This window comes from Stappia sp. P2PMeth1, from assembly GCF_900185735.1.
GTDB lineage: Bacteria > Pseudomonadota > Alphaproteobacteria > Rhizobiales > Stappiaceae > Stappia.
On record NZ_FYAW01000022.1, the window covers coordinates 564103 to 585480 of the forward strand.

Here is a 21378-nt window from a genome sequence, read left to right on the forward strand (position 1 = left end):
GATCGCTAACCCTGTTGCCGGAAACTGCAATTTGCAGGCGAAGTGGATTCGCGAAAGGGATCGGCACGACGACGACGGCGGCGCTGGAGGGAGTGTGGCACAGGTGACGCTAATGTCGGTGACCGAACGGGCACGGGTGTGGCGTCTCCTCGCGCAGGCCGCCTGGCAGTCCCTGCTCAGATGGGTGCATGGCGGACCGATGTTCCGCTGGCGGCTGTTTTCCGCCACGCCCGCCCGGCTGATCATCGCCCCGCAGGATCTGCGCACTGCCGACGGCACCAACGCCGCCGACATCTATGCCGGGCGCTTCCTGTTCGCCGGTCAACTGGTCGAGACCTCCGGCCAGTCCCCTTTCGAGGTCGAGCCGCCCTCCGCCGACTGGGCCCGCGCCCTGCACGGGTTCGGCTGGCTGCGTCATCTCAAGGCGGCGGAGACCGTGGTCGCGCGGCAGAACGCGCGGGCGCTGGTCGACGACTGGATAAGAAGCTGCGGCTACTGGCAGCACACGGCCTGGGAGCAGCAGGTGGTGGCGCGCCGGGTGCTGGCCTGGCTGTCGCAGTCGCCGCTGATCCTGGAGGGTTGCGACCGCGAATTCTACCGCCGCTTCCTGCGCTCGCTCGCCCGCCAGGTCCGCTACCTGCGCCGCACCATGAACGAGACGCCGGACGGGGTGCCGCGGCTGCAGGCGGCGATCGCCGTTGCCGCGGCCACCGTCTCGATGTCGGGGCAGGGGCGGTTCGTGCGCCAGAGCCTGCGCCGGCTCGACCAGGAGCTCGCCCGCCAGATCCTCGCCGACGGTGGTCACGTCTCGCGCAATCCGGCGGCGCTGCTGGATATTCTCGTCGACCTGCTGCCGGTGCGCCAGGCGTTGATGGTGCAGGGCATGCCGGCCTCGGCGACGGTGATGCAGGCGATCGACCGGATGATGCCGATGATCCGCTTCTTCCGCCATGGCGACGGCACCTTCGCGCATTTCAACGGCATGGGCGCGACGCCGGCGGACCTCGTCGCGACGATCCTGGCCTATGACGACGCGCGCGGCGGCCCGCCGGGCAACGCACCGCATTCGGGCTACCAGCGCGTTGCCTGCGGTGACACCCTACTGCTGATGGACACCGGCGTGCCGCCGGAGCCGGCGCTGAGCCTGACCGCCCATGCCGGGTGCCTGTCCTTCGAGATGTCGTCGCGGCGCACCCGCATCATCGTCAATTGCGGCGTGTCGAACAGCGAGCGCGGCGCCTGGCGCGCGGTTTCGCGGGCAACGGCCGCCCATTCCACCGCCACCCTCGACGACACCTCCTCGGCCCGCTTCCTGCCGGAGAGCCGCTTCGGCGGCTGGCTCGGCGCGCCGATCCTCACCGGGCCGACCAGCGTGCCGGTGGAGCGCGAGGAGGGGCCGGCCGGCGTGCGCATCGTCGCCAGCCACAACGGCTACCAGGACAGCATGCGCATCGTCCACGAGCGCGACATCACCCTGTCGCAGGACGGCAGCGTGCTGGACGGCATCGACCGCTTCCTGCCCACCGGGCGGATCGGCCGCGACCACGAGTTCGCCATCCGTTTCCACCTGCACCCCTCGATCAAGGCCAGCTCGATCCGCTCGGGTACCGGCATCCTGCTGGTGGCGCCGGATGGCGAGGCGTGGGAGTTCGCCGCGCCGGGCTGTGAGATGGCCATCGAGGAATCCATCTATCTCTCCGACAGTTCCGGCCATCGGCGCTGCGAGCAGATCGTGCTCTACGGCCGGCTTGCCCATCGCCGGGAGGCGGCCTGGCAGTTCTGCCGCACCGCGTCCGGGCGGGCGATGCGGCGGCGGGTCAGCGACACGGCCAGCGGCGAGTTGGACCTGTAGCCAGAGCGGCCTTCTGCCGCGCCTTGCGCATTTTTTACCCAATCCCCCTTCGTCGGCTTCCGGTTTTCCGCGCTTCGTGCTAGTCACCCGAATCTGAAGTTCGTCGCATTTGGCGGCATGCTCTCAACGAACTTCAGATTCAAAAGGGTGACTAGCAAGCTTATGTTTTTAGTGTGGTTTTCGAATTTGAAATACGCTCTGACGGGCGCTGCAAAAGCGACGCGTATTTCAAATTCACCACACTAGGCGCACGCAGATCACTGTCCCGCCGAAAACCCGAAGGACCCTCCGCAATGGCCGTGGTGTCGAAACGCATCCCCGTTCCCGATCTCGTTCGCGTCAGGCGCGCGCTGCTCTCCGTCTCGGACAAGACGGGCCTTGTCGAGTTCGCGACCGCCCTGGCCGGCCTCGGCGTCGAACTGGTCTCCACCGGCGGCACGCGCAAGACGCTGTCCGATGCCGGACTGACGGTGCTCGACATTTCGGAAGTCACCGGCTTTCCCGAGATCATGGACGGGCGCGTCAAGACGCTGCATCCGGCGGTGCATGGCGGGCTGCTCGCCATTCGCGACGATGCCGAGCATGCCGCGGCGATGAAAGAGCATGGGATCACCGGCATCGATCTCGTCTGCGTCAATCTCTATCCCTTCGAGGAGACGGTCGCCTCCGGCGCCGATTTCGCGCTCGCCATCGAGAACATCGACATCGGCGGTCCGGCGATGACCCGCGCCGCGGCCAAGAACCACGCCTATGTGACGATGGTCAGCGATCCGGCCGACTATGCCGAGGTGATCGAGGCGCTCGGCGAGAACGAGGGCAAGGTGCCGCTGGCGCTGCGCAAGCGGCTGGCGCAGAAGGCCTTCGCCCGCACGGCGGCCTATGACGCGGCGGTTTCCAACTGGTTCGCCGCCGCCATCGGCGAGGACGCGCCGGCCCATGTCGCCTTTGGCGGACGTCTCGCTTCCGTCATGCGCTATGGCGAGAACCCGCATCAGAAGGCGGCGTTCTACCTGACGCCGGAGCGGCGCTTCGGCGTCGCCACCGCCCGCCAGGTGCAGGGCAAGGAACTGTCCTACAACAACATCAACGACACGGATGCCGCCTTCGAACTGGTCAGCGAGTTCGATCCGGGCGTGTCGCCGGCGGTCGCCATCATCAAGCACGCCAACCCCTGCGGCGTCGCGATGGGCGCGAGCCTGAAGGAGGCCTATCTGAAGGCGCTGGCCTGCGATCCGGTCTCCGCCTTCGGCGGCATCGTCGCGCTCAACAGCAAGCTGGACGCGGCCGCGGCCGAGGAGATCGTCAAGATCTTCACCGAGGTGATCATCGCGCCGGAGGCCAGCGACGAGGCGCTCGCCATCGTCGCCACCAAGAAGAACCTGCGCCTTTTGATCACCGGCGGCCTCGCCGACCCGCGCGCCGGCGCCCGCATCGTCAAGTCGGTGGCCGGCGGTCTCCTGGTGCAGGATCGCGACACCGGTACGGTGGAGGATCTCGACCTCAAGGTGGTGACCAAGCGCGCGCCCAGCGAACAGGAGATGGCCGATCTCAAGTTCGCCTTCCGCGTCGCCAAGCACGTCAAGTCGAACGCCATCGTCTATGTGCGCGAGGGCGCGACCGCCGGCATCGGCGCCGGCCAGATGAGCCGCATCGACAGCGCCCGCATCGCCGCGCGCAAGGCCGAGGACGCCGCGGAGGCGGCCGGTGCCGACCGGCCGAACACGATCGGCTCGGTGGTGGCCTCCGATGCCTTCTTCCCCTTCGCCGATGGTCTGCTGGCAGCGGCAGCCGCCGGGGCGACAGCGGTGATCCAGCCGGGCGGTTCGATGCGCGATGCGGACGTGATCGCGGCGGCCGACGAGGCCGGGCTTGCCATGGTCTTCACCGGCATGCGCCACTTCCGCCACTGACGGCTCTCGTGGCGGCCGGCTCAGGCCTTTCTCGCCCGGATCTTTGAAAATGCACCGCGCCCGCCCCACATAAGGGGCGGGCGCGGGCCGTTACGGCTCGTGATGGGGCTGTCCGCAGGACCTTGATGAGGTCCGGCAAGGAGACGGCAGGCATGGCGGCACGCTACGACGATCTCGGCATCAATCCCGAATTCCTCGGCCCCGAAGAGGGCCGCGAGGAGCGGGTCGGCGCACGCCTGTTCAAGGTGGCGCGCAAGGCGGCGCGGCAGATCCCGTTCATGGAGGATGTCATTGCCGCCTATTACTGCGCCATCGACCCGGCGACGCCGGTGCGCGTGCGCGGCACGATCTTCGCCGGCCTTGCCTATTTCGTCATGCCCTTCGACCTGATCCCCGATGCGATCCTCGGCATCGGCTTCACCGATGATGCCAGCGTGCTGCTCGGCGTGCTGGCGCTGATCGGCAGCCATATGCGGGAGGAGCACCGGGAGGCGGCGCGTGTCGCGCTCGGCAAGGACGAGAACAAGAACAACAGCAACAGCAACAGCAACAAAAACGGTCGGACCTGATCACACCGGCAGGCCGGTGCCGCGGCCGGTGAGGCGGCGGTAATGCGCCCAAAGCAGCCGCGCGGCGACGCCGCGCCAGGGCGACCAGCGCCGGGCGAGCCGCTCCGCCTCGCGCGCTCCCGGCCGGGCCTCCAATGCCAGCGCGTCGCGCAGCGCTTCCTGCAGGGCGACGTCGCCGGCGGGAAAGACATCCGGGTGCCCGGCGCAGAACAGCAGGAAGACATCCGCCGTCCACGGCCCGATGCCGCGCAAGGAGACGAGGCGTCCGCGGGCCTCCTCCGCCGGCAGGTTGACGAGACCGGCGAGGTCGAGGCCGCCGGCGACGGCCTCGGCAATGGTGCGAAAGCTGGCGATCTTGGCCCGCGACAGGCCGGCCTGACCGAGGTCGTCGTCACCAAGGCGCAAGACGGTTTCGGCTTCGAACGGGACGATCAGGGTTTCCAGCCGGCCGTAGATGGCGGCGGCGCTGGCCAGCGAGACCTGCTGCGCGGTGACGATGCGGGCAAGCTCGGCGAAGGTCGGCGGGTGGCGGCGCAGCGGCAGCGGGTCGCCGGCGGCGGCGAGGCGGCCGAGATCCGGCGCGAGGACAAGCAGCGCGGCAAGACCGGCGGCGAGGTCCTGCTCGTCGTCGATGCGCGGAGGAAGGCGGCCGTGATCCGGCATCGGAATGCCGCCGGTCCCGGTCGTTTCGTCAGTCGAACAGGTCGAAGGCGAAGCGATAGGTGACGCCGACGCCGACGGAGAACTGGTTCTCGTGGCCGCGGCGGACGATCGGGCTCTTGCGGGCATCGCCGATATAGCGGTCCCAGCCGGCCTGCAGATGCAGCGCGGTGGTGTCGGTGACCGCATAGCTGGCGCGGCCGGACAGGCCGACGGACTTGAAGCCGCCGCCGATCGTGTAGGGCGTCAGGTTGCCGAGCGAGGCGGCCGCCTCGGCGGCGGTGACACCGAGATAGGTGCTCATGTATTTGCCGCTGGCGAAGTCGGCGCGCGGGCCGAAGGCAAGTTCCAGCCGCTCCATCGGATTGAGGATGATGTCCGCGCCGACCTGACCGACCTGGCCGGTATGGCCGTTCATGCCCTGGCGAAGCTCGACGAAGGCGCTGAACCAGTCGTAGCGGAAGCCGGCGCCAAGGCCCAGTTCCAGCGCCCAGTCGATCTTCTTGGTGCCGGTCAGCTTGACGCTGTCGGAGGCCTTGCGCTCGCCCAGGAAGTTGATCGAGGGGAAGACGAAGAAGCCGCGGGTGGTCTTCTCGCCGTCCGAGACCTGGCCGAGGCCCGGCAGATAGAAGCGGCCGAAGGAGATGATCGGCAGCGGCGAGACCATCATCTTGTCCGCGCCTTCGTATTTCGGCGAGACTAGGGCGCCGACGCCGACGTCGATCACATATTGCTTCGACGGCAGCGGCATGTCCTGCGGCGCCGCCATGCCGTCCTGGGCAAGGGCGGAGGGAGCGGCAAGGCTCGCACCGGCCAGGAAAGCGGCGGCGGTGAGGGCGGAAACGAGGGAGGTCTTGCGCATGGCGGTCGGGCCTGCTCCGGCTGTCGGCGTCTGAGAAGACTTGTTTAATCCGGTTTAGCTGACCGAACCCTTACCAAGAAGCGATTTCGCGGCATTGTGACCGGCTTGCGTCGCCCTGTTGCAGGCTTGCATCGCCTCACACGATGTCAGCGGGACGTGGCGCTGCGATACCAGGCCGCGAGGATGGCGCGCTCGTCCGGCTCGATCGAGGTGATGTTGGCCGGCGGCATCGCATGGGTGATGCCGGCCTGCAGGTAGATCTCGCGGGCATGGGCGGCGATTTCCTCGTCGCTTTCCAGCCGCACGCCCTTGGGCGCTGCCGCCATTTCCTCCCACAAGGGCTCGGCCGCATGGCACATGGAGCAGCGCGTCAGCACCGTGTCGCGGGCCGCCTCGAAATGCCCGTCATCGACGAAGCGGGCGATCTGCGGCGGCAGCCGGCGATAGGTCTGTGCCGTGTCGCCCGCCTCTTCGTCCGGGCGCAGGGTCGACAGCCAGACGACGGCGAGGAAGAGCGCGGCGGTGACGAACCAGGTCCACCACGGTGCTTCCTTGCGGGCGTGGGTGGTGTTGAAGAAGTGCCGTATCGTGACGCCCATCAGAAAAACCAGCGAGGCGATCGCCCAATTGTACTGCGTCGCGAAGGCCAGGGGATAATGATTGGACAGCATCAAAAAGACGACGGGGAGAGTGAGGTAATTGTTGTGCAGCGAGCGCTGCTTGGCCTGGGCGCCAAGCGAAGGGTCCGGCGTCTTGCCGGCCAGCAGCGCGGCGACCACCTTCTTCTGGTTGGGGATGATCAGCAGGAAGACGTTGGCCGACATGATGGTGGCGGTGAAGGCGCCGAGATGCAGGAAGGCGGCGCGCCCCGTGAAGACCTGGGTGTAGCCCCAGGCCATGGCGACCAGCACGACGTAGAGCAGCAGCATCAACCCGGTGGTGCTGCGCCCGAGCGGCGAGCGGCAGAGCAGGTCGTAGGCGATCCAGCCGAAGGCGATCGAGGCGATGGAGAGCGCGATGGCGCCCGGCCGCGACAGCTCCATCACGGAGGGGTCGATCATGTAGAGATCGGCGCCGGCATAGTAGACGACGCACATCAGCGCGAAGCCCGAAAGCCAGGTGGCGTAGCTCTCCCACTTGAACCAGGTCAGGTGCTCGGGAAGGGTGGCGGGCGCCACCAGATACTTGCGGATGTGGTAGAAGCCGCCGCCATGCACCTGCCATTCCTCGCCATGGGCGCCAGGGGGAAGGTCGGGCGCCTTGCGCAAGCCGAGATCGAGGGCGATGAAATAGAAGGACGAGCCGATCCAGGCGATCGCCGTCACCACATGCAGCCAGCGCAAGGCGAAGGACAGCCAGTCCCAGGCAATCGCCACTTCCATGATTCTCTCCCTCCCTGGGGCGCCCGAGCCGCACCGCGCGCCGGCTGCGCGTCAATTCCAATCACGAAACGTGCCAGCCGTCCGCCCGTCGTCCTCAGGCCGCACGCTGCCGGATGTCGCGCGAGAGTGGCAGATCCGCGATTTGCAAAAAAGTCGCGATATGCTTCGATCACTATCAAGAATTTCTTGAAAGCGATACGAGCCGCCCATGTCCTATGTGAACACTCTCCGGGTTTTCGTGCGGGCTGTCGATCTCGGCTCGATGTCGGCGGCGGCGCGCGACCAGCGGGTCTCGCCGGCGGTGGTGTCGAGCCGCATCGGCGAGCTGGAAAAGCATCTCGGCGTGCGCCTGTTCAACCGCACCACGCGCAAGCTGACGCCGACCGAGCACGGGGCGATCTTCTACAAGGGCGCGGTGAAGATCCTCGACGCCATCGAGGAGGCGGAGGCGGCGGTGGCCGATGTCGCCCGCCATCCGCGCGGCTCGATCTTCGTCGCCGCCCCGCTCGGTCTCGGTCGGCGGCTGGTGGCGCCGTTGATCCCGGCCTTCAAGGCGGAATATCCGGATATCGACGTGCGGCTGCGGCTCTCCGACCGCAAGGTCGATGTGCTGGGCGAGGGGCTGGATATCGCCTTCGTGCTGGGCCAGCCGGCCGATTCGGCCCTGAAGATGCGCCCCGTCGTCGACTGCGCGCGGGTGCTGTGCGCCGCGCCCGACTATCTGGCCGCCCATGGCACGCCGGAGAGCGGCGCGGAACTGGTGCGCGGCCGCCATTCCTGCCTGCTGCTGCGCTTTCCCGGCACCAGCGAATTCAACTGGACGCTCCAGGGTCCGGACGGGCCGGAGCGCCATGAAGTGTCGGGGCCGTTCGAATCCGACGACGGCGACGTGCTCACCGATTGGGCACTTGCCGGCTGCGGCATCGTCAACAAGCCGCTGTTCGAGGTGGCGCATCACCTGCGCGCCGGGCGGCTGGTCGAGGTCTGCCGCACGACGCCGCCGCTGCCGGTGCAACTCGCCTGCCTCTATCCGCACAAGCGCTACCAGGACCCGAAGATCCGCCTGTTCATCGACTTCGTGACGGCGGGCTGCAAGGCGGCGGTCGATGCCGCCCTTGCCGGAGACTGAGGAGGGGACTGAGCGGGGATCGGCTGCATGCCGGACCCGGGGGGGCGTGGGCACAAATCGGCGCCACGGGGCGTTTTCCTGCCGGTGAGGGGGCAAAAGCGGGCCGAATCTATCCCCGTCTGCCCCGAAAAGAACCGGAATCCGGTTGAAAGTCGTGCAGAGATCGGCGGAATTTGCGCGAATTTGACGCGGATTTTGCGAGATTTCGAGAAAGCTGCGCAAAATCCGTCGCAAACTCGCATCACTCTCGCGCAAACGGGGACAAGTGCGGGTCGCTCTTGGGGGCATTCCGCGCAGCTCCGCAAGCCGCGGCGCGGCGGACATGTCTTTCAAGAAAATTTTGAAAGAGAAGGTCATTGTTTTGCATTACCAATAGACCAACCCATCCGGAGAACCCATCCGTGACCGTCAGCGAGCATCCCGATCCGTCTTCCGCGACGCGTCCCTCAAGCTTGGACCGCGCCGCCTTTCTCGCCCGGTTCGGCGGGGTCTTCGAGCACTCGCCGTGGATCGCCGAGCGGGCCCTGGCGAAGGGGCTGGCCAAGGGGGCGGAACCGGACGCCGACACGGCGGAGGGTCTGCATGCCCGGCTGGTCGCGGAGTTCCGCGCGGCGAGCGAGGACGAGCGGCTCGGTGTGCTGCGGGCGCATCCCGATCTTGCCGGCAAGCTGGCGGCGGCCAAGCGCCTGACGGCGGAGTCCGCCGGCGAGCAGGCCTCCGCCGGGCTCGACGCGCTGACCGATGCGGAGCGCGCCCGCTTCACCGCCCTCAACGAGGCTTACACCTCCCGCTTCGGCTTTCCCTTCATCCTGGCGGTGAAGGGCCGCAGCAAGGCGGAGATCCTGGAAAATTTCGAGGCGCGCGTCGGCAACGACCGGGCTGCCGAGTTTGCGACCGCCTGTGCCCAGGTGGAGCGGATCGCGCTGCTGCGGCTCAAGGATCTCGTTCCCGGCTGAGCCGGGTTTTCGGTTCGCCCTTTCGGCGCGCGGCCCGCGCGCCCGTGTCTGCGTTTCAGCGCGCCGCCCGCGCGCCTTAACCTGAAGGACCCTGTCATGACGTCTCCTCAGCCGGACAGCCGTCCGGACTTCGCCCGCAAGGACATCAACCTCGCCTCCGCCGGCCTTGGGGCCGCGGCGGTGTCGGTCACCGACGACTTCTTCGCCGAGGTCTCGCGGATGCTCGCGGACGATGCGGCGGTGTTCTATCCGGATCGCTACGACGACAACGGCAAGTGGATGGACGGCTGGGAATCGCGCCGCCGCCGGGGGGCGGGCCACGATATCGCGGTGGTGCGCCTCGCCGTGCGCGGCCGGATCACCGGCTTCGATGTCGACACTTCGCATTTCACCGGCAACTACCCGCCGGCCTGCCGCATCGAGGCAGCCGCTTGCGCCGGCGAGCCGGACGCAGGGACCCGGTGGACCGAACTGCTGCCGATGTCGCCGCTCGGACCGAGCGCCCATCACTATTTCACTTGTCTCGACGCCGGCGTGTGGACCCATGTGCGGCTGCACATCCATCCCGATGGCGGCGTCGCGCGGCTGCGCGTCTATGGCCGGCCGGAGCTCGACCGGCAGGCGGCGGGCGCCGCGGAACTGGACCTTGCCTCGGCGCTGAACGGGGCGCGGATCGTCGCGTTTTCCGATGCGCATTACGGCGCCTATCACCGCATGCTGGCGCCGGGGCGCGGGCTCAACATGGGCGACGGCTGGGAGACCCGCCGGCGCCGCGAGCCGGGGCACGACTGGATCATCGTCGAGCTCGGCGCGCGCGGCATCATCGGGCGGGCCAGCGTCGACACGGCCTTCTACAAGGGCAATTTCCCGGAAAGCTGCTCGATGCAGGCGGCCGATCTTGCCGGCATGACCGGCGATCTCGACCGGGCCATCGTCACGTCGTCGATGTTCTGGGAGGAACTGGTCGGGCGCACGAAACTCTCCGCCGACGCAATCCACGAGATCGGCGCGGAGGCGGTGCGACCGCTCGGCCCGGTCACCCATGTGCGCCTCAACATCCATCCCGACGGCGGCATCAGCCGGCTGCGGCTGTTCGGCCGCCTCGCCTGAGGGGGTTTTTCCGCTGAGGCTTGTACGCGAATGCCTCTCCTCGCGTCTTCCCGGACGAGGCCGAAGGCCGAAGATCCGGGACCGGGGAGGCACGGCGGTCGGGGTGCGCTCCGTCGCAGGTGCTGCTCACCCCCCTCTGTCGGCTGCGCCGACATCTCCCCCTCAAGGGGGGAGAAGGGCGCGCGTGACCGTTGCTGCAGTCTCCGTCATTCCGGACGGGCCTGCGGCGCAGCCGCATGGCCGGATCCGGAATCCAGCGGATCAGTCGCGCCGCAGGCGCGTATCCCTATATCCTTCGACGCAGTGGAGACGCGGGCTGGCGCCCGCGACTGACATCTGGATGCCGGATCACGCGATGGCGCTGTCGCGCCCTGCGGTCCGGCATGACGGGAGCGGGTGTCTGTCGCTCCACCCTCTCCTCGCGTCTTCCCGGACGAGGCCGAAGGCCGAAGATCCGGGACCGGGGAGGCACGGCGGTCGTGGTGCCTTTCGGGAGTGCCTTCGTCAGGCCCCCGGCTCGCCGGTCCCGGGTCGCGCTTCGCTTGCCCGGGATGACGAACCGCGAGGGCGGTGCGAGGGCGGGCGAGGGCACTCGCGGCAGCGCCTCGGCTTGAACCGAACCGTTCGGGGTTACTGGTTCCCGGTCTCCGGCTGCGCCGGAACCGGGACGACAGCGGAGTGTGGGGTTTCCTGGCGGCGTGTTTTCGCGCCCTTTAGCGCGTGTGGCGCGAGAGGGTGAGCTGCACCACGAACATCGCCCAGACCATGTTGGCGCGGCGGCGGTCGCCGGCGAGGAAATCCTCCCAGAACAGGCGCACCAGCTCCTCGTCCAGCAGGCCGAGGCGGGCGATCTGCGCGGATGAGAACATGTCCTCGGCGAGCGGGCGCAGCGGGCCCTTGAGCCAGTCGGCGCTCGGGATGCCGAAGCCGCGCTTCGGCCGGTCCCACAGGGCGGCGGGAACATAGCGGCCGAGCACCTGCCTGACCACGCCCTTGCGCTGGCCGCCCATCAGCCGCACCCGGTCGGGCAGCGACAGGGCGAAGCGCACGACGGCCGGATCGAGGAAGGGGACGCGGGTTTCCAGCGCATGGGCCATCGCCGCGCGGTCGACCTTCACCAGGATGTCGTCGGGCAGGTAGTGGACGAGGTCGAGCAGGCTTGCCTGTTCCAGCACGCTCCAGCCGGTTTCCTGCGCCACCGTGTCGGCGAGCGGATGGGTCTCGCGCGCGCTGCCCGGCACCAGTCGGTGGGCGGTGTCCATCAGCGTGAACTTGCGCTCATAGGCGGCGACCGCCGAGCGGGCGGTGAGGCCGGCGAGCTTTTCCTCCAGCCGCAGGCGCAGGCCGGCCGGGCTCTTGCGCCCGATCCGCGACAGGCCGAGCCGCTCGGCCGGGGCGACGATGCCGGCAAGCTGGGCCGAGACATAGGCGCGGCGGGCGGCGCGGCCGATGCGGGCCGAAAGCGTGCCCTGCCACTGCCGGTCGATGGAATGGTAACGTCCATAGCCGGCAAATAACTCGTCGGCAGCATCGCCCGACAGGCTGACGGTGACCCGGGTGCGGGCGAAGCGGGCGACCATGTAGGTCGGCAGTTGCGACTGGTCGGTGAAGGGCTCGTCATAGACGTCCGGCATCTCGTCGACGAGGTCGCGCGCCTCCTCGCCGGTGAGATAGATCTCGTTGTGGCGGGTGCCGAGGTGGTTTGCCACGGCGCGGGCGAACTCCGCCTCGTTGGTGGCCTTGTCGTGGAAGCCGAGGGAGAAGGTCTCGACCGGCACGGCGCTCAGCGACTGCATCATCGCCGCGATGGTGGAGGAATCGATGCCGCCCGACAGGAAGGCGCCGAGCGGCACGTCGGAAATCATCTGCCGGGCGACGGAGGCGCGCAGCAGTTCGTCGAGCTGGTCGACGGCTTCCTGGTCGCTCCCCGAAAAGCGGTTGCGGCGGGCGATGCGCGCCTCTTCCAGCGTGTCCCACCAGGGGGTGACGCGCCAGCGCTCGGGGGCGAGCGCGCCGGCGTCGATCTCGACGATGGTACCGGGCGCGATCTTCACCGCCTGGGTGAAGGCGGTGCGCGGGGCGGGAATGTAGCCGTGGCGCAGGCACAGGGCGATGGCCTGGCGGTCGATCTCGCCGGTCCAGGCGGGATGGGTGCGCAGCGCCTTGATCTCCGAGGCGAAGGCGATCTCGCCGCCGAACAGGCCGACATGCAGCGGCTTCTCGCCGAAGCGGTCGCGGGAAAGCGACAGCACCCGGCGCTCGCGGTCCCACAGGGCGATGGCGAACATGCCGGCGGTGCGCTTCAGGGTCTCGGCAAGGCCCCATGCGCGGATGCCGGCGAGCAGCACCTCGGTGTCGGAATGGCCGCGCCAGTCGGGCGCAAGGCCGGCCTCCTCCAATTCGCGGCGCAGATCGAGGTAATTGTAGATCTCGCCATTGTAGGAGATGACGTAGCGGCCGCAGGGCGAATGCATCGGCTGGGCGCCGGCCGGGCTGAGGTCGAGGATCGACAGGCGGCGATGGACGAGGCCGATGCCGGCCTCCATGTCGCGCCAGATGTCGCCGGCGTCTGGGCCGCGATGGCGGATCGCCTCGCCCATGGCGGCAAGCGCGGCGGGCTCGAGGGCGGGCGAGCCGAGAGGGGCATAGATGCCGGCAATTCCGCACATCGAAAGGCGCTCCAGCGAGACAGCGATAAAGGCGAGACAGTGACGAGACGGGGCGAAGACAGCAACGAGCGAGCGGCGGCCGGCCGCCCTACTCGGCCGCCTGGGTCATCTGGGGGGCACTCTGGGCGGACGTGCAGGTGTCGGCGCGGCCGATCCAGCGGTCGAGGAAGGCGTCGAGCCAGGCCTTCACCGCCGGATCGAAGGCGAAGCGGCCGGCGAAATGGTCGCGCCGGTTGCGGGCGCCGGGCAGGGCCATGCGCGGGGCGCCGCGCGTCGTCCAGCGCACCATCATCTGATAGGTCAGCTCGGGATGGAACTGGATGCCATAGGCGCAGGGGCCGACGCGGATCGCCTGGTTGGGATAGGTGTCGCCGGTGGCGAGCAGTTCGGCGCCGGCGGGCAGGTCGAAGCCCTCGCGGTGCCACTGATAGACCTTGCCCGGCCATTTCGGCAGCAACTGCCTGCCGGCCTCGGTCGCTTCCAGGTCGTAATAGCCGATCTCGACGAGCCCGTCGTCATGGCCGTAGACGCGGGCGCCGAGATTGCGCGCCAGCATCTGGGCGCCGAGGCAGATGCCGAGGAACGGCTTTTCCTCGCGCAGCGGCACGTCGAGCCAGTCGGTCTCGCGGGCGATGAAGGCGTCGGTGTCGTTGGCGCTCATCGGCCCGCCGAAGACGACGACGCCGGCATGGCCGGCGAGGGTCTCCGGCAGGAGGTCGCCGAAGCGCGGCCGGCGGATGTCGAGGGCAAAGCCCCGGCGCAGCAACTCCTGCCCGACACGGCCGGGCGTCGACGTCTCCTGATGCAGGACGACGAGCACCTTCGGTCGTTCGGCCGGCTCTTTGGGATCGGGGATCATGTCGCCAGTTTATATCGCAATGCGGCAGGGCGTCGAGAGGGCAGCCGGTCAGGCATCGTCGGCCCCCTCGACGGAGCCGGTGGGGGCATCGCCGGCGACCTTGCGGCGCAGGGCCAGCCGGTCGCGCGAGGAAATGCCGAGCAGTTCGGCGACGCGCCAGATCGTGTTGTCCTCGAATTCGTGGACGACGCCGTCGGCATAGACCAGCTCCCACATCATCTCGATGATCTTCAGCCGCCCCTCCAGGTCGAGGCTGCGCTTGAGCACCGAGGTGAAGCCGTAGAGGTCGACCGCCTCGTTGTCGCGCCGGGTCGCGGCCTTGATCAGGTCGCCGGTCATCTCGGGGGTCAACTGGTAATTGGCGCGCAGCACCTCGGTCAGCGCCGTCCGCTCCGCGTCGTCGACGACGCCGTCGACGGAAATCACATGCACGAGCAAGGCCGCCGCCGCAAGGCGATGGTCGTCCTCGGCGAAGACGAGCTCGCCGCTTTCGCCCGTCACCGCGCCGCGCAGAAACCGCTTCAAAGCCGAAAACATATCCCCTCCGGTGCCGTCCGCAACCGGGCCAGCATCGGCAATCCGGCGGAAAATGTCCATGCCGCACTGGTCCCGACCCGCAGCCGCCGCGGCGAACCCTTTGCCGCGCGGGCGATCGCGCCATTCTGTCGACACGCTTTGGCGTAGACTGGCGCTGATTCGTCCATCGGGAGACCTGGTTTGAAACGCGCGCTCGCGGGCCTTGGCAGCCTGCTCTTCCTCCTGCTGGCCACCGCCTTCGTGGTGCCGCTGCTCCTGCCCAAGGATGCGATCCGCGACGAACTGGTGAGCCAGATCGAGGAGCGGACCGGCTGGCGGCTGCGCCTCGACGGGCCGGTCGGCCTGTCCTTGCTGCCCGGCTTCCGGATGAGCGCGGAGAATGTCGGCATCGCCGCCGGCGGGGCGGGGGAGATCCTGCGCGCCGGCACGGTGGATTTCGGCCTCGCCTGGCAGGGCCTGTTCGGCGGCGACATCCGCCTGACCCATGTGCGGCTCGACGCGCCGGTGGTCAGCATCGAGATCGACGAGGCGGGGCGGCCGAACTGGGCTGCCGAGATGCCGGCACGGGCGGCGGCGGTGGCAACGAACGATACCGGCGCCAGCACGTCGGGCAGCCGTTCGGGCGGCAATTCGGGCGGCTTCCCGGCCGACCGCTGGAGCGCGGCGACGCAGGCGATCGCCGACAGCAATGGCGAGACGGCGCCGCAGACGCGGGCGGCAACGGTGGCGGCGGCGGGCAGCGAAGCGCGGGTGCCGGCGGAGGGCGCGGCGCCGGCCATCGGCGACATCGCCCGCGACGGCATGGCGCTGGCGCGCATCGGCGTCGACCGGCTGGAAATCGCCGGCGGCCGGCTGATCTATTCCGACCGCCGCGACGGCACCCGCCACGAGGCGGACAATCTCAACCTGGTGCTGAGCCTGCCCTCGCTCTCCGACGCGCTGACGCTGGAGGGCGGGCTCGGGTTTCGCGGCGTGGCGATGCAGCTTGCCGGAACGGTGGCGGCGCCGATGCGGCTCGCCAATGGCGGCGCCTCGGCGGTCGACCTGACGCTGAGTGCGGCGGGCGCGCAGACCCGTGTCGTCGGCGAGGTGGCGCCGCAGGACCGCAGCCGCCTGCGGATCACCGCCGAGGGCAAGGAACTGGGCGCGACGCTGGCCGCCTTCGGCACCAGCCTGCCGCGCGAGCCGGGCGCCTATCGGCTGAGCGCGGACGTCGCGGCAAGCCCGGAGACCATCGAGATCAGCGCGCTGGAGGCGCAACTGGCCGGCGCGAGCCTGCGCTCGACGGCGACCGTCGCGCTGGCCGGCGAGCCGGAGGTGAGCGGCCGGCTGGAGATCGCCGAGGCGCGGCTGGAGACGCTGCTGGCGCTGGCCGGACGCGGCGAGGAGGCGCGCGGCACGCTGGGCGGATCGCTGCGCTTTGCCGCGCGCGGCGCGGACACCGCGGCGCTGCTCGGATCGCTCGACGCCTCGGGCCGGCTGTCGCTGGCCGGCGGCGGCATTTCCGGCCTGTCGCTGCCCTCGCCGATCGGCGACGATGCGGCGGCGCGGCGGATCGAGGACCTGGCGGTCGCCATCGACTTCGCCGGCCTCGACGCGCCGGTGTCGGTGAGCGGCGGGCTGACCTGGCGGGGCGATGCCTTCCGCATCGAGGGATCGGCGACGCCGGCGCTGGCGATGGCCGGCATGCCGACGCCGCTGACGCTGCGGCTCGCCGGATCGCAGGTGGCGATCGGCTATGAGGGCAGCGTCGCGCCGTCCGGCTCGGTCGACGGCAATGTGGTGCTGGAAACGCGGGACTTGCGCGCGCTGGCCGCATGGCTCGGCACGCCGCTGGCGCCGGGCGGCGGGCTCGGCCCGTTCTCCTTCTCCGGCCGGCTGGCGGCGGGCGAGCAGGGGCTGCGCTTCACCGGCGCGCAGATCCGGCTCGACGACACGACCGGGCGCGGCGAGGGCGAGTTGCGCCTCGGCGCAAGGCCGAAGCTGACGGCGCGGCTCGAGCTCGACCGGCTGGGGCTCGATCCCTATCGGGCCGCCACCGACCATGCCGGGAGCGGGCGCAGCGAGGCGCGGGTGCCGGGGGCGGAAGGAAGCTCGTGGAGCCGGGTGCCGATCGACCTGTCGGGGCTGAAGGCGCTGGATGCGGAGCTGTCGCTGTCGGCCAGGCAGATCGTGCGCGACACGCTGGAGATCGGGCCGAGCCGGCTGGACCTCAAGCTGGCGGACGGACGGCTGTCGGCGGAGCTTGCCGAGATGGCGCTCTATGGCGGCCAGGGCAGCGGCGTGCTGGTGATCGACGGCTCGCAGCAGGTGCCGGAACTGGCGGCACGCTTCACCTTGAGCGATCTCAGCGCGCGCCCGTTCCTGACCGCGATCGCCGGGTTCGGCTGGATCGAGGGCCGGGTGACGAGTGCGCTCGATGTGCGCACGCGCGGGATCAGCCAGTACGAACTGGTCTCCGGCCTCGACGGCACCGCCCGTTTCGACTTCGCCGACGGAGCGATCCGCGGCATCAACATTCCCCGCATGGTGCGCGGCCTGACGGTGGACACGCTGCTCGGCTGGGCCTCGAACGAGACGCAGAAGACGGATTTCTCGGCGCTGGGCGCCAGTTTCGCGATCACCCGGGGCATCGCCGCGACCGAGGACCTGGCGCTGATCGGCCCCCTGGTGCGGATGAGCGGCACGGGCCGGGTCGACATGCCCGAGCGGATGCTGGACTGGCGGCTGGAGCCGCGCGTGGTGCCGAGCCTGGAGGGCGGGGCGCCGGTGCCGCTGGCCAAGGGCGAGGCGCGCGAGCTGGAAGGGCTCGGCGTGCCGGTGATCGTGCGCGGATCCTGGGACCGGCCGCAGATCTATCCCGACATCAAGGGCATCCTGGAAAACCCGCAGGCGGCGCTGAAGCAGCTCGAAAGCCTGGGCGGCGGGCTGTTCAAGTCGGTGCAGCAGGCGCGCTCGCCGCGCGAGGCGCTGACCGGCGCCGCCAACGAGGCGATCAGCCGGGCGACCGGCGGCAACACCACTATCGACGTGCAGAAGGTGCTCGACGGCAAGGTCGACGACCAGGAGGTGCTGGAGGCGGTGGAACAGGGCTTCGGCCTGCCGTCCGGCTTTCTCGGCTCGTTCGGCATCGGCCGGCGGCAGCGCCAGGAAGAGGCGCCGCAGCAGGGCGCGCCGATCGAGTAACCGAGATCGAACACCCGGCAGCCGGCGCGTGTCGGCGGGTCAGCCGCGCCAGAAGCGGCGGGCGCGGCGGGTCTCGTCCCACAGGGCGCGGGCATTGTCGAAGGCATGGGCGGCGCGCGCCTCGTGCCAGCCGAGCACGAAGCCGGCGGCCAGCGCCGTCTCCGCCGGCGGCTTGCGGTCGCCGGCGGCGATCAGCCCGGCGAGCTTGCCGGCCATCACCACGTCGTTGAGATAGCCGAAGACATCCTGCAGGGTCTTGAGGCGGGCGAGGAACGGCTTGACCTTGCGCGCCGGGAAGGCGGAACGGAAGAACTCCACCGCATAGCGCAGCTTCTTCAGCTCCTTGCGCAGGTCGTGACGCTCCTCCAGGCTCAGCTCGTCGATGCGCGCGGCGAGGCGGGCGGCGGCTTTCCAGCGCTTCTCCAGCGCCTCGGCGGCGAAGGGGCCGACGGTTGCCTCCGCTTTCGCCTCCGCCTTCGTGTCTGCCTTCGTGTCTGGCGTCATGTCTGTTTTCATGTCTGTTCTCGGGGCCTCGTCCCCGCCCTGGCGCCAGCCGGCGCCATTCTTGTCTTTGCGCCAGCCGGCGTCCTGCTCTTCCTGGCGCCATCCGGCGCCATGGGCCAGCGCACCGAGGCGGAACAGCAGCGCGTTGACGGCGGGGCCGGCGAGCTGCTCGCGCAATGCCTTGCGCACCGCGCGGCGCTCCGCCTCGATCCGGCGGGCGAGGCCGGCATCGTCCAGAAGCGCGGTGTCGGGGCCGAGACGGGCGACGGCCATGGCCGGCTCGACGATCTCCTCCACCAGCACGTCGAGGTCGCGCAATTCGCCGACGCTGAGCGCGAGATCGCGGGCGGCGGCATCGAGCGCCCGCCGCTCGTCGGCATCGATCAGCGGCTGATGCACCTTCAGCGCGCTGCGCAAGCGGCGCAGGCCGACGCGCAACTGGTGCGGCCCTTCCGGGTCGTCGCGCTCGAGCACCGCGTCGCGGTTGCCGGCGATCTGGTCCATGCAGGACAGGAGAATGGCGCGGAAGGCCGGGGCGAGCCCGGTCCAGGGGGTCAGCTCGGCCTCGCAGGCGGTGACGGGCACGGTCCCGGTCTCGTCGCCGGCGGCCAGTGCATAGCCGCGGCCGGCCTTGCTGAGCCGCGAGAAACGGGCGCCGGCAAGGGCGGGAAGGCTGCCGGCGAGGGCGAACAGGGCGGCGGGATCGCCGGATTTCAACTCCAGCTCGGCCTCGAACAGCGGCTGGACCGCCTCGCCGGCGCGGATCTCGCCGGCATCGAGCGCCATTTCGATGCAGGTCTCGTCGCCCTCGCGGCGGAAGACGCGGGTGGTGCGCCGCATGACCGTCTCGAAGGCGGGGGCGAGCGGTTCGCCGTCGATCACCTGCCACAGGCCCTCGCGCATCGCCGGCTCGCGGATCAGGGTGAGGTCGGGGGCGGGGCCGGCGACCTCCGCCTCGGCCTCGCGCGGGCGCGACAGGCCGCCGGTGACGCCGGTGCCGGCCTTGACCGTCTGCACCCATTTGCGCCCGACCCGGCGCACCCTGAGCGACCATTTCGCCCGGCGCAGGGCATGGCCGGGCGTGTCGAAATAGATCGAGCGCAGGGCGCGGGTCGTCGCTGGCTCGGCGGTGAAGCCGGGCGGGGCCGGCGCGGCCCTCAGCTTGCGCAGATCCGCCTTGGCCAGCTCCAGCTTCAGTTCGACTTCCCGCTGCGCGTCCATTGCCTCGCCCGTGGTTTTGTTCTTGCGGCCCGCCAGTCTGCGGCATCCTTCACGATGGCTGTAGCCGGTTTCGAAAAGCCTGTCCAGAAAGGCGCGCTGAGTGCGCCTTAATTTGCCGGCTTACCCGCCGCCCGCTTGAGCCGGACCGGTTTTTGGTGTCTGCTGCCGCGGCTGGAAACGCCGGGAGGAGGCGGTGATGGCGATACGCGAATTCGAGACGACGCGGGGCTTCCGCATCGGGGCAGCGGCGGTGGTGCTGGTGCTGGCGGTGATCGCGGTGGTGCTGGTGGTCGACAACCAGCGGCGGCAGGCGGAACTGACCCATGTGCGGATCGCCGGCGGCGGCTTCCTGTTCTACTACCGGCTCGGCGAGATCCGCGCCGGGATCACCGTGGTGGTGCAGAAGCCGACGCCGTCGCAATCGCGGCTGCTGGCGCGGTTCGAGGACCCGGCCGGCGGCGCGCCGATCGAGGTGGAGACGCGGCTGCGCCACGGCGAGCAGCGCTACGGGCTGGAAACGCCGCCGCTCACCGGCGTCGTCAAGGGCAAGCCCTATCAGGTGGAGCTGCTGCTCTACGCCTATGGCGGGCGCGAGCCGATGGAGGTGCAGCACACCACGCTGGTCAGCGAGCTGGACGCGGACGCCTCGCCCGACGGGCCGTTGACGGTGGGGCCGGGCTACCACCGGCCGCCAAAACCGGAAACAGAACCGGAAACGGGGCCGGAAGCGGGGCCGGAAACGGTTCCGGGCGGGGCTACTTTAGAAAAGTCACAAAAAGCGGAGCCGTATTGATCTGCGTCAAGGGCGCCGGCGCGCGGCCGCCTAAACTCGCGGTGACACAGGACGGGTGTCGAGAGCTAACCGATCACGAGAGAGGCCAGCTATGCCCCGTTATATCACCGCCCTGTTGGCATGTTCCACGGCCCTTGCCGTCCTGAACGGGCCGGCCGTGGCGAACGAGTTGCGCGATGCCGCGCTCGAAGTGTTCAAGCCCCTGCCTTCGACGGTTCCGGCCGTCCGCGACAATCCGATCACGCCGGAGAAGATCTTCCTCGGCAAGGCGCTGTTCTTCGACCCGCGCCTGTCGGCCTCGGGCGTGTTTTCCTGCAATTCCTGCCACAACCTGGCGACCGGCGGCGACGACAACCTGGAGACGTCGATCGGCCATGGCTGGCAGAAGGGTCCGCGCAACGCGCCGACCGTGCTGAACTCGGTGTTCAACGAGGCCCAGTTCTGGGATGGCCGCGCCGAGGACCTGAAGGAACAGGCCAAGGGACCGGTGCAGGCCGGCGTCGAGATGGCCAACACGCCGGAGCAGGTGGTGGCGACGCTGGTGTCGATGCCCGACTACGTGACGTGGTTCGAGACCGCCTTCCCCGGCGAAGCTGAGCCGGTGACCTTCGACAACATGGCCAAGGCGATCGAGGCCTTCGAGGCGACATTGATCACCCCGGCGCCGTTCGACGCCTTCCTCAACGGCGACGACGCCGCCCTGAGCGATGTGCAGAAGGCCGGGCTGGAGCTGTTCATGGACAAGGGCTGCGCCGCCTGCCACAACGGCATCAATGTCGGCGGCACCGGCTACTATCCCTTCGGCGTGGTGCAGAAGCCGGGCGCCGAGGTGCTGCCCGAGGGCGACAAGGGCCGCTTCGAGGTGACCAAGACGGCGGACGATTCCTATGTCTTCCGCGCCAGCCCGCTGCGCAACATCGCGGTGACCGCGCCGTATTTCCACTCCGGCAAGGTGTGGGACCTCAAGGAGGCGGTGGCGATCATGGGCTCCTCGCAGCTCGGCGAGGAACTGAACGACGAGGAAGCGGTGGCGATCACCGCCTTCCTGCACTCGCTGACCGGCAAGATGCCGGAAATCACCTATCCGGTGCTGCCGCCGGAGACCGCCACGACGCCGCGCCCCTCGGGCGAGGTGATCACCAAGTAGCGGCTCGGGCCTTAGGATAGATGCGGCGTGAC

Annotated in this window: 15 protein-coding genes and 1 pseudogene; 9 read left to right on the forward strand and 7 right to left on the reverse strand. The window is 69.5% G+C overall.

Annotated features, from left to right (window positions below):
- Positions 1-112: 112 nt before the first annotated feature.
- The 3 genes from P2PM1_RS18180 (at position 113) to P2PM1_RS18190 (ending at position 4331) form a co-directional block, all read left to right on the forward strand.
- Positions 113-1852, forward strand: a complete 1740-nt coding sequence (locus P2PM1_RS18180) for a heparinase II/III family protein (RefSeq protein WP_208985324.1) — start codon at positions 113-115, stop codon at positions 1850-1852.
- A 293-nt stretch (positions 1853-2145) separates the two neighbouring features.
- A complete protein-coding gene (gene purH, locus P2PM1_RS18185; RefSeq protein WP_186400007.1) occupies positions 2146-3762 on the forward strand; it encodes a bifunctional phosphoribosylaminoimidazolecarboxamide formyltransferase/IMP cyclohydrolase in 1617 nt (538 codons plus the stop codon).
- Positions 3763-3914: 152 nt separating this feature from the next.
- On the forward strand, positions 3915-4331 hold the full coding sequence (locus P2PM1_RS18190; protein ID WP_186400008.1) for a YkvA family protein: 417 nt from the start codon (positions 3915-3917) through the stop codon (positions 4329-4331).
- Here the strand turns inward: P2PM1_RS18190 and P2PM1_RS18195 are convergent, their stop codons facing one another.
- The 3 genes from P2PM1_RS18195 to P2PM1_RS18205 form a co-directional block, all read right to left on the reverse strand.
- On the reverse strand, positions 4332-4994 hold the full coding sequence (locus P2PM1_RS18195; RefSeq protein WP_186400009.1) for a DNA-3-methyladenine glycosylase: 663 nt from the start codon (positions 4992-4994) through the stop codon (positions 4332-4334).
- A gap of 28 nt (positions 4995-5022) precedes the next feature.
- Positions 5023-5853: a MipA/OmpV family protein gene (locus tag P2PM1_RS18200; protein WP_186397628.1), complete on the reverse strand. Its 831-nt coding sequence runs from the start codon at positions 5851-5853 to the stop codon at positions 5023-5025.
- Between the two features lie 146 nt (positions 5854-5999).
- Entirely contained in the window at positions 6000-7238 is a 1239-nt protein-coding gene (locus P2PM1_RS18205; protein ID WP_186400080.1) for a urate hydroxylase PuuD, read from the reverse strand.
- A gap of 205 nt (positions 7239-7443) precedes the next feature.
- Here P2PM1_RS18205 and P2PM1_RS18210 point away from each other — a divergent pair, with 205 nt between their 5' ends.
- The 3 genes and pseudogenes from P2PM1_RS18210 (at position 7444) to alc (ending at position 10430) form a co-directional block, all read left to right on the forward strand.
- Positions 7444-8364, forward strand: a complete 921-nt coding sequence (locus tag P2PM1_RS18210) for a LysR family transcriptional regulator (RefSeq protein ID WP_186400010.1) — start codon at positions 7444-7446, stop codon at positions 8362-8364.
- 413 nt (positions 8365-8777) lie between these two features.
- Positions 8778-9320, forward strand: a pseudogene (gene uraD / locus P2PM1_RS18215) (2-oxo-4-hydroxy-4-carboxy-5-ureidoimidazoline decarboxylase); the annotation flags it as partial.
- Between the two features lie 96 nt (positions 9321-9416).
- Complete coding sequence (gene alc, locus P2PM1_RS18220) at positions 9417-10430, forward strand: allantoicase (protein ID WP_186400012.1); 1014 nt, start codon at positions 9417-9419, stop codon at positions 10428-10430.
- A gap of 713 nt (positions 10431-11143) precedes the next feature.
- Here the strand turns inward: alc and asnB are convergent.
- From asnB to P2PM1_RS18235, 3 genes are all read right to left on the reverse strand, one after another.
- Complete coding sequence (gene asnB, locus P2PM1_RS18225) at positions 11144-13099, reverse strand: asparagine synthase (glutamine-hydrolyzing) (RefSeq protein ID WP_186400013.1); 1956 nt, start codon at positions 13097-13099, stop codon at positions 11144-11146.
- Positions 13100-13187: 88 nt separating this feature from the next.
- On the reverse strand, positions 13188-13958 hold the full coding sequence (locus P2PM1_RS18230; RefSeq protein WP_186400014.1) for a glutamine amidotransferase: 771 nt from the start codon (positions 13956-13958) through the stop codon (positions 13188-13190).
- Between the two features lie 48 nt (positions 13959-14006).
- The gene (locus tag P2PM1_RS18235; protein WP_186400015.1) at positions 14007-14495 is read right to left on the reverse strand and encodes a TerB family tellurite resistance protein; all 489 of its coding nucleotides are present in this window, start codon (positions 14493-14495) and stop codon (positions 14007-14009) included.
- 180 nt (positions 14496-14675) lie between these two features.
- Here P2PM1_RS18235 and P2PM1_RS18240 point away from each other — a divergent pair, with 180 nt between their 5' ends.
- A complete protein-coding gene (locus P2PM1_RS18240) occupies positions 14676-17681 on the forward strand; it encodes an AsmA family protein (RefSeq protein WP_186400016.1) in 3006 nt (1001 codons plus the stop codon).
- 39 nt (positions 17682-17720) lie between these two features.
- Here P2PM1_RS18240 and P2PM1_RS18245 read toward each other — a convergent pair whose 3' ends face one another.
- Complete coding sequence (locus tag P2PM1_RS18245) at positions 17721-19406, reverse strand: CYTH and CHAD domain-containing protein (RefSeq protein ID WP_186400017.1); 1686 nt, start codon at positions 19404-19406, stop codon at positions 17721-17723.
- Positions 19407-19602: 196 nt separating this feature from the next.
- On the opposite strand from P2PM1_RS18245, the gene P2PM1_RS18250 reads away from it, so the two are divergent.
- Positions 19603-20199 carry a hypothetical protein gene (locus P2PM1_RS18250; protein WP_186400018.1) on the forward strand — a complete coding sequence of 199 codons (597 nt, stop codon included), beginning with the start codon at positions 19603-19605 and terminating at the stop codon, positions 20197-20199.
- A gap of 91 nt (positions 20200-20290) precedes the next feature.
- Complete coding sequence (locus tag P2PM1_RS18255; protein WP_186397306.1) at positions 20291-21346, forward strand: cytochrome-c peroxidase; 1056 nt, start codon at positions 20291-20293, stop codon at positions 21344-21346.
- The last annotated feature ends 32 nt before the right edge of the window (positions 21347-21378 follow it).